Origin of the sequence: Leptolyngbya sp. FACHB-60, from assembly GCF_014695775.1 — a bacterium.
Taxonomy (GTDB): domain Bacteria; phylum Cyanobacteriota; class Cyanobacteriia; order Phormidesmidales; family Phormidesmidaceae; genus Nodosilinea.
This window is the reverse complement of sequence record NZ_JACJOX010000049.1, coordinates 17588-29925: the sequence shown is the minus strand read 5'-3', so window position 1 is coordinate 29925 and position 12338 is coordinate 17588. Positions and strand designations below refer to the sequence as shown.

Genomic DNA, 12338 nt, shown 5'->3' with positions numbered 1-12338 from the left:
AGGCCATTCACCACCGGTATCAGTGAAGGGGCAGATCTGGGGCTCTAGGGCCCAGACCAAGATGAGGGTGTCTCGTCAGCTCGGGCTGGCGATCGCGGGCGCAGTCGTGCTGATGCTAGGGGGTATCAACCGTTCCCCAGCCCAGTCGTCATCGGCCTGCGCCGTTCAGGAAAACGAGGAAATGGCTATTCTAGATGCGGCCTGCTGCCCAGACGAGCTACTCACTGCCTATTGGCCGGGGCGATCGACGGCACTCAACCAAACGTTTTGTCAGCTACTGGTATTTCCGACTGCGACCTTAGCCGACGGCGATGACTTTACCGATCGCATTGTCGATAGTTCGCTATCTAGCGATAGCCGCCGCGCCTCCCCCACCAGCATGACTCTGCCAAGTTTGTGGTGGAATCGCGACTCCCTAACATCGCACCTGGGCGGCCGTCGCCTGGTGGAATCTTGGATTTCTTACCAAATTGAAGACTCAGGTACGACAGTGATCGACGTGATGGTTAACCCCCAGATTTGGTCAGTGCTGACCTACAACGAGCGCTACGCTGTGCTCAACCAGTTCGGCACAGCGGCCCGAGACGTTGGCCACAACCTCCGCTTCTTCCAGGGCAATTCTCGCAACTCGCGCATGGTGGGGCTTTACGCTTGTGATTTTGTCGATCAGCCGGGGCTGCCCTTAACCGCTGAGAATGGCGTGCATGCCTGCTCGGCTAACCTAGACTCGGGGTTAATTGTGCAGCTTCAGCGCAACCTGTTGGCTGAAGGGGCGCGCCGCTACCAGCCAACCGCTCAGGCCATACCCAGTCAAACCCCGTAGGTTCAGGCTAGTTACGCTCAAGACGGAGCCTACGGCAACGCTCATCGTTAGATTCAGCCTGCTGAGCTAGGCGCGTAAGCTTTGCCACAGACGACCATAGCGGGCTTCAGCTTCGGCCTTGAGGGGAAGGAGAAACTCGCTCTGGTCGGCGATCGCCGGAGTTAGGACAATCTCCGGTGGCGTTTGCAGGGGCTCAGGCCGTTGCTGTGGGTCAACCCCCCACAGCAACGGCGAGGCAGTGTGGCCAAAGATGGCGAGCTGGGTGGCAAAGTCATCCCCCAGGCAAAAATTGAGCCAGTCGACAGCGACAGGAGCAGGGGCGGGCACCGCCTGGGGCCGGACCCAGAGTTGGGAGCTCAGCAGCGTTCCCTCAGGGGGCACCGCGACGGCTAAATGCCGGTACTGGCGCAACAGCGGCTGTACATCGTCTGACCAGCCCACCACAGCGGTTGCGTCGCCAACAATCAAACTCTCAAGATAGTAATTAGAGTCATAGGCTCGCACCTGCTGGTGTAGCTTGGCTAAAAAGGCGTCTAGGCCTGAAACAGCGGTCGGGTCCGCACCGTTAGCCGAGGCCCCCAGGGCTTTTTGAGCTAGCCCCAGCACCAGTCGGGGATGGTCGGGCAGCACCAGGCGGCGCGTCAGTTCAGGCCGGAGCAGGTCGCTCCAGGTTTTGAGCTGAGCCGACTGGCGGGGTAAACGAGCGGGGTCGTAGAGCAGCACCAGGTGACTCCAGCGGTAGGGCACAGCCCAGACGCTGCCCTTGGCGCTAGGGGTGCCGCTGCGATCGCGGCGCACCAGCTCTGGCCATACCTGATTCAGGTCTTCCCAGTGGGGAATTGCCGCCACCTCGATTGGCTGCACCAGTTCCTGGCGAATGGCGGGGGCCAGCCAATAGTCGGCCAAACTCACCCAGTCGGCCATCGGTGCCGCTCCATCCGCCTCGCCGTGCCAGTCTTGCAGCAAGCTATATAGCCCTAGCAGCGACTCTTGCGGCGTCACCGCCACGCTGCTGCCCCGCTCCGGCAGCTGCTGAAACGCCTTGAGCAGCTGAGCAGGCACCGAGTTGACCACCATGGCCAGCCGCAGGTTGGCAGCACTGGAGCGCTGGCAACCTGCCAGCAGCGTAGCCAGGGTCACCCCGCCGGCCCCCGCTAAAAAGCTGCGACGATTCATGAGCATTTGGCCCCCGCGCCCCCTTGCCAGGGGAGAATACTGATTTAAACCATAGCGCTTTAGTTTACGCCCATGAAAGCCGTCCGCAATATTGTCAATGTCTCGATCACCGTTATTTTGGTGTCGTTTATTGGTCTCAGCCTGGCCCGACTGGTGTACTTTTTTCTCCACAGCCAGCAGATTGTTTAGAGCAATGATGCGATCGCGGCCCTAACGGCCAATCAATACCGACCGCAGCCCGGCGAAGTAGTTTGCGCTTTGATCTGCGGCGCGGAGACAACCGGACTGTAGACTAAGCCACCACAGGGCCTAGGGTGGACGAGATTCGCATCGCCAGCTCGGTCAGGTTGTCGCTATCGGTGCAGAATTGCTCGGCGGCAGGGCGAGGCACCCCGGCCTCGACCAAATATTCCACCAGCAGGTTAAACAGCATGTCTTCGGCCAGCTCGCGCTGGTCGGCCCAGCCCCGCTGCTGGTAGTGCAGATACTCTTGGCAGCGCAGGGCTAGATCGTGATAAGTGGCATCGCTGGTTAAAAACTGAAGGCTGCTGACAATCATGGCGACCTCAGAACGCAGGTTAGCCACAGTCTAACGAAACCGCCCCAACGAAGCGGTCGCTGGGCTAACCGATCGCCCTAAACACCACTGAAAGATTGTTGGCGGGCATGGCGATGGTTTCGACTAGCGCCAGCCCGTGGACTTTGGCAGCGGCCACCACCGCGTCTAAATCGCGCACGCCCCACTCAGGGTTTTGGGCCTGCAAACTGTCGTCGAATGCAGCGTTGCTGGGGGCGGTATGCTGTCCGTTTTGCTTGTAAGGCCCGTAAAGATACAAAATGCCACCAGGCGATAAAATTCGTCCTGCTGCCGCCAGCAGCCCCAAGCAAGCGGCCCAGGGAGCAATGTGAATCATGTTGATATTGACCAGGGCGGTAATTGGGTGCTGCTGCAAATCCAGGTCTGAGAGCAAATCGCTGAAGTTCTCAGATTCGACTGGCCACAGGGGGGCAGCAGCATCCAGCGCGATGGGCGCGTGCAGGTTTGCGGCAGGAGCGGCCTCTCGCCAGGCGGCGATGCTGGCTCGGGCACCGGGGTCGAGGTCTGAGGGCAACCACTGCCGAGGCGCGAGGTGGGGAGCAAAAAATACGGCGTGCTCTCCGGTGCCGCTCGACACTTCGAGCACGGTGCCGGTGGGAGGCAGCACCCGCTGGAGCACGGCTAAGATCGGCTCGCGGTTGCGCTCGGTGGCAGGGGCATAGCGGCGGGCATCGGGCGAGGTGAACATGGCAATGCCTGGGGCGAGGTGAGAGCAATCAATGTCTGGTGAGGGCAAGCTTTGCCCATGCTACAGAGATACTGTATTGCTCAAAGTTTACCTGTTCTTGCCCCACGGCTACTGAGATAGGTCTTCGCCTGTTGCCAAAGTTTTTTTGCGGGACGATCGCTTGCGCATAGACGCTCTTATGTAGCCGATGGCCTGAATCTCGTCACTGTTTGGCCCAAATTGTCCGACAACTGACTGCTTCATGGCCAAAACGGCGTTGTGAAATTCCCACTCGGCCGCGCGGGCGCGATCGCGGGTAGCCTTGAATCTCGCTTCCATCACAACTTCGTCTTTCTGGTTCTGCCGCATGGCCTGGTAGGCCTGCTGCAAGGTTTGATGCGATGCCTCTGGCCGCATGGGCACATAGTTGGCGATCACTTTTAGACTGTCTAAGGCTTGAATATCTTGGGCAATGCGCTTGGGTGCAAGGCGACGAGTCGTATCGGTCATGGCAGCTGAGGTGGGTTAGTGAATCTAAGGCAAAACGCACCACGTAGCCTCGTGCTGTCTTGCCTTAGATTCACAATGCCCAGTTGGTAGAAGCTTTGCTCAGAGAGAAACCTAGTTGTGACAATGGAAAACGGCTCTGGGGGCGATCGCAACGCTATTGCAGCAAATGACAACGTCGTTGTGACCGGTGACAATAGCGTTGCAGCAAATGACAATTTGGTTGCAGCGAAGGCAATAGTGTTGTGAAGCGATCGCATTGAGTTTGCGATCGCGACAACGCTGTTGCAAAGCCCAGCAACGGTCCTAGCCCTAGAGCCATGACTCTACGGATGTCACTGGAGGGGTAAAGCAAAGCGGAATCCAACAGCAGCCAGCCTGCTGGGTTTCGCTGGTGCTTGGTTTAACCTACAAAAGCGCTAAGGTCTTGTAACCCTTCGCCTGTGGGTCATGACGCTGACATATTCGCCGATGCGCTCAGTGGGGAGTTAATCAAGTTATGACCTGGCTTAGCCTAGTTCAGAGTTGAAGCGGATGAAACGGGGCAAGCAAGCATGAATATATGCGGAGAGTATCTTGCGATCATTCTAGATCGAAATATTATTTGGATAGTCGGCAGTATGTTATTGCTGGCTTGGCTTAGCAATGCGCTCTCTTGGATAGGTGCCGCTTTTATTATTTCAGGTGCAGTGGCCGTTTTTGGCTTCATGGTCTTTGAGCTAATTGGGCTTCAATCCTTGCGACGAAGCCGTACTAACTCTATTGAAGGAGGTTCAATATTGAATCTCCCTCATTGGGCAGCGATTAGCCTTCCGTTATATTGAAATGAGAGTGAGTGTTAAATTATCCCCCGGCTTGTTGATGCGAATATTTAGCTTTTCGAACTTAAGCTTCAAGATAATCTTCGTCGCTTTATTTTGCTTGTTGCTTTTCCTGTCTTTATTTAATTATTTTTTTAATCAACTATTGATTTTGTTTGTGTGTTTTTCCATTATTTCTGGATTGTTCTATGGTGTTAGGTTCAATAGAGGTAGGCTGAGAGGAGCCTTGATTATATCAATTCTCTTAGTTGCTTTATGGGCTGCTTATAACGTGAGTCCAAGAATTAATTTCTGGGTAACATCGTCAGCTCGCCAAAGCGTGGTTAATCGCGTGCTCTCAAACAACACTATCCTCGATCAGCAAGAGCGAGAAGTAGTGCTACAAGACAACATAATAGAAACCGCACTATTGGGAAAAGCCACAGCCTATATTAGTCAAAATTATCAATCAGTCTACTTCAATTATTATAAAAGAGGAAGTAATATTCTCCATCAAGCAGCATTTTTTGTTTATACAAGTGATCCGGCTAGTATTGATCCTCGTTACATTCAATTAAAACGGTTAAAAAATAATTGGTTTTTTTTGCTCAGAGGCTATGCTGACTAAAAAAATATTTATTCCTTTCACTGGCTCTAGAACCTATTCAACGTCCAAGTTTTAATATCATCGCTGCCAACGCTAATAGACTCCAGCAAATATGGCGATGGAGAAGGGTCGACAAGTGAATGGCGAGGTTGGTTAGAAACCGCAAAGAGTGCGATCGCTCGACCGTAGGTTGGGTTCCCTTCGTCAACCCAACAACTCCTTAACCACCTATCTCACCCGACTCAGCAATTGCCATCTACCCCTTACACGCAATGAACAGACTGGCAACCTCAGGCCTTTAAACTCTTTTTGCATAACGTAAGGAGGTGTTCCATGCAAATCATGATCGACCTACCACTAGACTTAGAACAAGACTTAATTCAACAAGCGGCCCAATCTAATATTCCACTTCAAACCCTCATTTTGCAAGCTTTACACAGCCTGACTCAATCAACCGCTGCCGTCACTTCAACGTAGTCAGAAGTCATCTTGGCTTACGAAGGGGCACCTGACTTCCCCATATTTGAATCCTACCGTGACGAACTTCTGCCACCCCGCGAACTGGATCTGTTTTGATACATTATTTGCTCGATACCTGCGTTGTCTATTCAATCGCCTAACCACACAACCGAATAACGGAAAAGACCTACGAAAAGGAGGGCACAGCTTAGCTGCACCCTCAACGTTAAGCTCTGACTTAACAACTAGTATTAGCGACCGCCTGCATGGGCAGGAGATCCGGTAGCTTCATAGACGCCCCAATCACGAATGCCGTTTTGAGTCAGCACCGATTCAGCCGATTGAATCTCTTGCTCGGTGCCCTCTAGCAGCACCAGATAATCGTCGTTGTTATACACGCGATCGTTGTAATAGTTGGCACGGTCTTCGGGTACGCCCCAACCGATGAGTCCACCGAGCAAACCACCGCTGACGGCACCAATACCGCTACCAAGCAGAGTGTTTGCGAGTAAAATGCCAGCCCCCGCAACTGGCCCGACACCAGGAATGGCCAACACACCCAAGCTACCAATTAGACCAATAGCACCACCGGTCAGGGCACCGGCCGTTGCGCCAGCACCGGCACCGTCTTGAGCCTGCTCGGGCTTGGTCTTATCGGGGTCGAAGTCTCCATTGGGGGTTAGATCACTCAACCCTTCTCCAGACTTGGCCACCACTGAAACGCGGTCCATGTGAAAGCCTGAATCGCTTAGCTGGTGCAGGGCTTGCTCAGCCTCCTGCCGAGTCGAAAACAAGCCAACGGCACGGCTGTGTCGAGTAGATTGACTATCAGTCGTTCCCATAAAATTTCTTCCAGTGAGGATTGCAACCGGCATACGCCACGGCTGCCCCTCCCATGGTTGCCAACTAAGCGTTTTTGCACCTCGCTCGTTGGCTAGATGCAAAAGATCCCCAAGGGCTAGACTTTAGCCCTTGCAGTAGCAAAGGGAAATGCAGCTAGCCATATTGCTGAAACGCTAGGCGAGCCGCTCCGGCAATGCCCGCTTGATTGCCCAACTCCGCCACCAGTACCTGCATCCCCTCGCGAGAGCTAAGCAACACGCGGGTCTCTAGCTCCGCCAGGGTCGTCGGCAAAAACAGTTCTGCCGCCGCGCTAATGCCGCCACCGAGAATCACCACCTCTGGAGTCAGCACATAAACCAGGCTGGCGATGCCCGCACCCAACCAGCGACCGTAGGTTTGCCAAAAGGCGATCGCATCCCCATTCCCCGCCTTAGCCCGGTTAAACAGCACCGCCGGGGACAACCCCGTCTCTCGCCGAACCGCCTGCACCGAGCAGTGCTGCTCCAGCGATCCTTGATTGCCGCTGTTGCAGGGTGGCCCCTCAGGGTTGAGGGTAATTAGCCCCAGTTCCCCAGCGGTGCCGTTGCGGCCCACAAACAGCTTGCCGTCGAGAATGATCGCACCGCCGACCCCTGTGCCCAAGGTGAGCGTTAGCACGTCCTTAAAGTTGCGCCCGGCTCCCAGCCAGGCTTCCCCTAGGCCGGCACAGTTGGCGTCGTTGGCCACCGTGACCGATCGCCCCGTCTTCGCTTCTAGCGCATCGGCGATCGGCACATCATGCCACCCGGCTAGGTTGATGGCGACACGGGCAATCCGGCCAGTAGCATCGGCGGGGCCGGGGGTGCCCACGCCAATGGCGACTGCTTCGCGGTTAGGGTCGAGGGATGCGATCGCATCGGCCATCGCCGCAATGACCAACTCTGGGGTGGCGGGCTGGGGCGTGGGCACAGCAAATTCAGCCAGGCAATGCCCCGTCTGGGTAAAGCGCCCCAGCTTGATCGCAGACCCACCCAAATCAACGCCGATTACCTGCTGCTCTGTCGTGCCCATGACTAACCCCAACCTTGCAAAATCATGCCAGGGCCATTGTCTCAGATTGTCTAAGGTTTATCTTTGCGCCTAAAGCCAGCCTTTCAAACGATAGATGCCAATGCCGATGTATTCCTTGAGGGCGCGGGTGAGGTAGTGCAGGTTCTCAGTCTGGGGCACCAGTCTGAGAGCTTGGCCCTGCCAGGTAGTTAGCCCTGGGTCAGCAGGGTCTTGGGCCACATGAAAATCGGTCGGCGCCGGGGTGGCCTCAAACCCCTGCTTTTTGAAAATCGCCAGGGAACGGGGCATGTGCATTGCGGAGGTCACCAGCAAAATGCGCTCAATGCCGAGATTAGCCAGCAACACCTGGGTGTAGGCGGCATTCTCAAAGGTGTTGAGTGAGTCGGGCTCAATTAGCATGGCGCTGGGGGGCACCCCCAACGCCTCGGCTAGCTCAGCCATATCGGCTGCCTCAGAACGACTCTGCTCCTGGCCCCAGGTAATGCGCCCGCCGCTAAACACCAGCAGCGGTGCTTTGCCCTCTAGGTAGAGCCGCGCCCCGTGCAGCACGCGATCGCCCTCTTCAGCCACATCAATCCAGGGTCGCGGCGGAAACTGAGGCTTAATTGCGCCCCCCAGCACCACGATCGCCTCCGCTTCGGGCAAATTTACCGTGTCCTGGTAGCGCCACTCCAGCGAGCGGATCATCGCCGTCGATACCCAGCTATTGCTGCTGATTAGCAGTAGGGCTAGGGCCAGGGCGATCGCCCCCGCCGCCCACCGAGGCCGCCGCTTAAGGCAGATCAGTGCCACCACTAGCAGTACACAGGCCAACCCCAGCGGATAGATCAGCAGCGGCAGCAGCTTTGACAAAAACAAAAACATTCCTACCTTTCGCCCCTCTTGCCCAACAACCCCTTCATCTCCTCCAGCAAACTCTCCTGCTCCGTTTGCAGCGTCTCCAAACGGCCCATGATCTCGCTCAGCCGATTTTCCCCAGCTTCTAATTTTGCGGGCTTGGCCCACTGCCGTACCAGTAGCCCCGACACTGCCCCAAAAATCCAGCCGCTCAGCCGAAACGGCAGCTTCACTAGGGAGAGCCAAAAGCCCTCGGTAAGACGGGCGATCGCACTCCACAACCCCGCAAACAGCAGCAGACCCACCACGACCAGCACCAGCAGCCACAGCGGATGCCCCGCCAGCCAGCCCATCAGCGGATGCTCCATCAGCCAGGTCTGCACCGGCCTCAGCAGTGCCGACTGAGCCGCATCCGCCCACGAGTTCGTAAAGGTATCCGTCAAACTCCCCATAGCCACGCCTAACCCACCTACCCATCCACCCATCTACCCACCCACTCCCCCTAAGGCGCTGGAGCCACGGGTGGCGTCCTCTGCGGCTCCGGCGGCTCCGGCGATTGGTTGGCCAGCAGCCACCAGCCCAGCAGCCCCACCAGCAGGGCAGAACCCGACACCGCCAGCACCCGGCGGGGCACGCCGCGCGGCGGTTTGCGTTCCGCCGGAGTGGGCACAAACTCGTCCTGGGGCAGGTTTTCACCGTAGAGCTTGGCCCCAGCGGGGATGGCTGATTCCCGTTGGGCACCAGCTCCAACAGGAATGTCTTGCCCCGTCTGTGCAGGAACCAGAAGCTTATGCTGCATCAGCACAACGGCGGTATTGTCGTGGCCGTTCTTCTGGTTGGCCAGCTCAATCCACGAGGCCACCGCTGAGTCGAGGGTGACAATGTCTTTAATAATTAGGCCGATGTAGTTGGCCCAGGCGTCTTCGATGCGGTAGTTGTCGCTGAGGCCATCGGAGCAGAGCAGCAAAATTCCCGTTTCGTCGAACACAAACCGCTGAATGTGGGGCTGGAGATGGTCGCCGCTGCGAGTGCCCAGGGCTTGGGTGAGCGCTCCGGCATCGCTGCGCTCTAGAGCGTGGGGCCAGGTTTGGCGACAGGCGATCACCTCGCGGCCGGCGATGTCATCGTCTACCGTGAGCGGGTGGCAGTAGTCGGGGGTAATCCAGTAGGCGCGGCTGTCGCCGACATGGGCCAGGTAGACTTCATTCACCCGTCCCCAGCCGTCGTCGGTCTGCACCCGCTGGGGAATGACCACCGCCATCACCAAGGTGGTGCCCATGCGCTGGCGACCGGCCCAGCTGTGGTTGTCATTTTGAAAACTGATCAGCTCGTTGACAATGCGAATCACCGCCTCAAGCTGCTGAACGACGACCTGAGGTGGCAGTCCCCGCAGCTCGTTTTGAGTTTCGGCCAGCAACGCTTGCAGCTGAATTTGCAACGCCTGCACCGCCAGCCGGCTAGCCACTTCGCCGCCATCGTGGCCCCCTACCCCATCGCACACCATCGCCACCTGCATCGGGGCGGCTTCGCTCTGGGTGCCCAGAGGCCAGCAGGCATCTTCGTTGCGGGGCTGGGTTGGCCCCTGAGCCGTGGCTCCAGACAGGGCAATTCGGGTAGGCACTAGAGCCGCCTGGCGCAGCAGAATTTGGTTAAGTTCAAGCGCTATGGTGTCGAGGTCGACGGCATCGGCGTCGATGCGGTTGACCAGCGATCGCAGCGGCTCTGACACAGACAGATGCAGAGGAGACAGAAGCGATCGCCACAGCTCCACTAAATCCGCCAGGGTGGTCGGGTTCTCGTCAGATTGCAGCTCCACTAGCCGCAGCCGCCAGCCATCTACCCGCAGATTGCCAGGCACGAATAAGCTCCTAGCCAAGCCCAGTTTGCCCAACGTTCCCCACAGTTCCCAAAGCTGCCACAGCCAATTGGCCTGCCGCAGGGGTGAAGCGCTAAACAGCCCGCCCGCCAGATCTGGCAAGAGCTCTCCTGCTTGGAAATGAATCGGGGCATTCTCTAACAGCAAAATCGGCGGTGCTCCAGTACGCTCTAGCACGCCATATAGTCCCGGCAAATGCAGCCGATGGGGGTGCGCATTGAGATAAGGCAGCGCCTCCCCAGGAAAGGTGTCGGGAGCACTGGGCCGCTGGTCAGGCAGGGTGTCGAGCCAAATGCGCGGGCCCACTATTCGATAGCGCTGACCCACTAGCTCATCGACCGGCAGGGTCTCAATATCAGTGCCGATCACCCAGAGGTAAGGTTTATAGCGGGAGGGGCGGCGCTCAACACGGTTCATAGCGTTTACGGGCGGGTACAGGCACGCGGTAGAGGCAAAGATCTAATCTATTAAAACAACGTAATTAAGCCCCCAAAAGGCCTGAGGCTAAAGATAGATTAATCCTAGAGGATAGCGAGACATTCAGAAGGGTAACCTGGGTTGGGTTTCGTGGATCAGCAATCTCGACGGGGGCCTAAATTGGGCTCGTTTTCTTTTAGGCTTGACTTTTCTTATGAGCTGCTATGAACTACCCTATGTTTTGGGCCATTCTAGGGGCCATCTTCTGCCTCATGGAGTTATTTTTGCCCACAGGGTTTGTGGAGTCCACCCTGGGTTTGAGCGCTTTTATCGTGGCCCTTGTGGCCCTGGGGGTGCCCTCCTTTAGCTTTCAAATTGTGGTTTGGGTGACGCTGTCTCTCGTGTTTATCTTCCTGCTGCTGCGGTTTGTGCCCAAGCGCACACCCTATAGTCTGCAAGAGTCAACCGAAGCCCGAACACTAACCGCCATTGCCCCCGGCCAAACCGGACGAGTTATCTACGAAGGCAACTCCTGGCAAGCTCGCTGCGACGACGAAACTATCACCGTTGGGGCCAATCAGCCGGTGGTGGTTGTCAGGCGCAAGGGCAATACACTCTATGTCATCCCTGAAAGCGCATTGAGAGCTTAGGTGGACGAGCACCACAGGGTTGCCAATCACTACCGCAAACCATTTGAGGAATTACATCTATGGGCGGCTTTTTTAGTTTTCTGATTGTGCTGATTTTTGGCGGGTCGATCGCCGCCGGCTCCGTCAAAATTATCAACCAAAGCGACGAGGCCCTGGTCGAAACCCTGGGCAAATACAACGGCAAAAAGCTCACCCCCGGCCTCAATTTTTTAGTTCCCTTTCTTGACAAGGTGGTGTTTAAGCAAACCATCCGCGAGCGCGTGCTCGATATTCCGCCCCAGCAGTGCATCACCCGCGACAACGTTTCAATCACGGTAGATGCGGTGGTGTACTGGCGCATTGTCGATATGGAAAAGGCCTACTACAAGGTCGAAAACCTGCAATCGGCGATGGTCAATCTAGTGCTGACCCAGATTCGCTCTGAGATGGGCCAGCTCGAACTCGATCAAACCTTTACCGCCCGCTCTGAGATCAATGAACTGCTGCTGCGCGAGCTGGATATTTCCACCGACCCCTGGGGGGTCAAGGTGACCCGCGTTGAGCTGCGCGATATTGTGCCCTCCAAGGCCGTGCAGGATTCCATGGAATTGCAAATGGCCGCCGAGCGCAAAAAGCGCGCCGCCGTGCTGACCTCTGAAGGGGAGCGCGAATCAGCAGTGAACTCGGCCAAAGGGCGAGCGGAGTCGTCGGTTTTAGATGCCGAAGCTCGCCAAAAAGCGGCGCTTTTAGATGCCGAAGCACAGCAAAAAACCATCGTGCTGCGAGCCCAGGCTCTGCGCCAGGAGCAGTTGCTTCAGGCCCAGGGCACCGCTGAGGCCATGCAGGTAATCGCCAAAACCCTCGCTGCCGACCCCGGTACTCGCGAGGCGCTGCAATTTATCATTGCCCAGCACTATATGGAGATGGGCCTGAAGATCGGCAGTAGCGACAGCAGCAAGGTGATGTTTATGGATCCTCGCAGCATTCCGGCAACACTAGAGAGCATGCGGGCGATCGTGGGTGAGGGGCAGTCGTAGGACAGTCTTGGC

Annotated in this window: 13 protein-coding genes and 1 pseudogene; 5 read left to right on the top strand and 9 right to left on the bottom strand. The window is 56.8% G+C overall.

The window, feature by feature from the left end:
• Nucleotides 1–61 precede the first annotated feature (61 nt).
• Entirely contained in the window at nucleotides 62–823 is a 762-nt protein-coding gene (locus H6F57_RS17850) for a hypothetical protein (RefSeq protein ID WP_190626096.1), read from the top strand.
• Nucleotides 824–889: 66 nt separating this feature from the next.
• Here H6F57_RS17850 and H6F57_RS17845 read toward each other — a convergent pair whose 3' ends face one another.
• From H6F57_RS17845 to H6F57_RS17830, 4 genes are all read right to left on the bottom strand, one after another.
• Nucleotides 890–1999 (bottom strand): substrate-binding domain-containing protein, encoded by a 1110-nt coding sequence (locus H6F57_RS17845; protein WP_190626095.1) that lies wholly within the window; start codon nucleotides 1997–1999, stop codon nucleotides 890–892.
• 292 nt (nucleotides 2000–2291) lie between these two features.
• Entirely contained in the window at nucleotides 2292–2585 is a 294-nt protein-coding gene (locus H6F57_RS17840) for a hypothetical protein (RefSeq protein ID WP_190626094.1), read from the bottom strand.
• 37 nt (nucleotides 2586–2622) lie between these two features.
• Complete coding sequence (locus tag H6F57_RS17835) at nucleotides 2623–3285, bottom strand: DUF938 domain-containing protein (RefSeq protein WP_190626093.1); 663 nt, start codon at nucleotides 3283–3285, stop codon at nucleotides 2623–2625.
• 108 nt (nucleotides 3286–3393) lie between these two features.
• Complete coding sequence (locus tag H6F57_RS17830) at nucleotides 3394–3774, bottom strand: hypothetical protein (RefSeq protein WP_190626092.1); 381 nt, start codon at nucleotides 3772–3774, stop codon at nucleotides 3394–3396.
• Between the two features lie 1044 nt (nucleotides 3775–4818).
• Here H6F57_RS17830 and H6F57_RS17825 point away from each other — a divergent pair.
• Both H6F57_RS17825 and H6F57_RS28405 read left to right on the top strand, forming a co-directional pair.
• Entirely contained in the window at nucleotides 4819–5199 is a 381-nt protein-coding gene (locus H6F57_RS17825; RefSeq protein WP_190626091.1) for a hypothetical protein, read from the top strand.
• Nucleotides 5200–5511: 312 nt separating this feature from the next.
• Nucleotides 5512–5754 (top strand): annotated as a pseudogene (locus tag H6F57_RS28405) (hypothetical protein).
• A 134-nt stretch (nucleotides 5755–5888) separates the two neighbouring features.
• On the opposite strand, the gene H6F57_RS17815 reads toward H6F57_RS28405, so the two are convergent.
• The 5 genes from H6F57_RS17815 to H6F57_RS17795 all read right to left on the bottom strand — a co-directional run bounded on the left by H6F57_RS17815 (nucleotide 5889) and on the right by H6F57_RS17795 (nucleotide 10660).
• Nucleotides 5889–6479: a general stress protein gene (locus H6F57_RS17815; RefSeq protein WP_190626090.1), complete on the bottom strand. Its 591-nt coding sequence runs from the start codon at nucleotides 6477–6479 to the stop codon at nucleotides 5889–5891.
• Between the two features lie 154 nt (nucleotides 6480–6633).
• A complete protein-coding gene (locus H6F57_RS17810; RefSeq protein ID WP_190626089.1) occupies nucleotides 6634–7530 on the bottom strand; it encodes an ROK family protein in 897 nt (298 codons plus the stop codon).
• Between the two features lie 69 nt (nucleotides 7531–7599).
• Nucleotides 7600–8394, bottom strand: a complete 795-nt coding sequence (locus H6F57_RS17805; RefSeq protein ID WP_190626088.1) for a YdcF family protein — start codon at nucleotides 8392–8394, stop codon at nucleotides 7600–7602.
• 2 nt (nucleotides 8395–8396) lie between these two features.
• Nucleotides 8397–8819 carry a hypothetical protein gene (locus H6F57_RS17800; protein ID WP_190626087.1) on the bottom strand — a complete coding sequence of 141 codons (423 nt, stop codon included), beginning with the start codon at nucleotides 8817–8819 and terminating at the stop codon, nucleotides 8397–8399.
• 50 nt (nucleotides 8820–8869) lie between these two features.
• Nucleotides 8870–10660, bottom strand: coding sequence for a protein phosphatase 2C domain-containing protein (locus H6F57_RS17795; RefSeq protein WP_190626086.1), 1791 nt, complete (start codon nucleotides 10658–10660; stop codon nucleotides 8870–8872).
• 224 nt (nucleotides 10661–10884) lie between these two features.
• Here H6F57_RS17795 and H6F57_RS17790 point away from each other — a divergent pair, with 224 nt between their 5' ends.
• Both H6F57_RS17790 and H6F57_RS17785 read left to right on the top strand, forming a co-directional pair.
• Complete coding sequence (locus H6F57_RS17790; RefSeq protein ID WP_190626085.1) at nucleotides 10885–11310, top strand: NfeD family protein; 426 nt, start codon at nucleotides 10885–10887, stop codon at nucleotides 11308–11310.
• Between the two features lie 59 nt (nucleotides 11311–11369).
• On the top strand, nucleotides 11370–12326 hold the full coding sequence (locus H6F57_RS17785; RefSeq protein ID WP_190626084.1) for an SPFH domain-containing protein: 957 nt from the start codon (nucleotides 11370–11372) through the stop codon (nucleotides 12324–12326).
• The last annotated feature ends 12 nt before the right edge of the window (nucleotides 12327–12338 follow it).

What these genes read in the sequence shown, in the direction of transcription:
- H6F57_RS17850 (WP_190626096.1), top strand. Translation starts at nt 62, where the DNA reads ATGAGGGTGTCTCGTCAGCTCGGGCTGGCGATCGCGGGCGCAGTCGTG.
- H6F57_RS17845 (WP_190626095.1), bottom strand. Translation starts at nt 1,999, where the DNA reads ATGAATCGTCGCAGCTTTTTAGCGGGGGCCGGCGGGGTGACCCTGGCT.
- H6F57_RS17835 (WP_190626093.1), bottom strand. Translation starts at nt 3,285, where the DNA reads ATGTTCACCTCGCCCGATGCCCGCCGCTATGCCCCTGCCACCGAGCGC.
- H6F57_RS17830 (WP_190626092.1), bottom strand. Translation starts at nt 3,774, where the DNA reads ATGACCGATACGACTCGTCGCCTTGCACCCAAGCGCATTGCCCAAGAT.
- H6F57_RS17815 (WP_190626090.1), bottom strand. Translation starts at nt 6,479, where the DNA reads ATGGGAACGACTGATAGTCAATCTACTCGACACAGCCGTGCCGTTGGC.
- H6F57_RS17810 (WP_190626089.1), bottom strand. Translation starts at nt 7,530, where the DNA reads ATGGGCACGACAGAGCAGCAGGTAATCGGCGTTGATTTGGGTGGGTCT.
- H6F57_RS17805 (WP_190626088.1), bottom strand. Translation starts at nt 8,394, where the DNA reads ATGTTTTTGTTTTTGTCAAAGCTGCTGCCGCTGCTGATCTATCCGCTG.
- H6F57_RS17800 (WP_190626087.1), bottom strand. Translation starts at nt 8,819, where the DNA reads ATGGGGAGTTTGACGGATACCTTTACGAACTCGTGGGCGGATGCGGCT.
- H6F57_RS17795 (WP_190626086.1), bottom strand. Translation starts at nt 10,660, where the DNA reads ATGAACCGTGTTGAGCGCCGCCCCTCCCGCTATAAACCTTACCTCTGG.
- H6F57_RS17790 (WP_190626085.1), top strand. Translation starts at nt 10,885, where the DNA reads ATGAACTACCCTATGTTTTGGGCCATTCTAGGGGCCATCTTCTGCCTC.
- H6F57_RS17785 (WP_190626084.1), top strand. Translation starts at nt 11,370, where the DNA reads ATGGGCGGCTTTTTTAGTTTTCTGATTGTGCTGATTTTTGGCGGGTCG.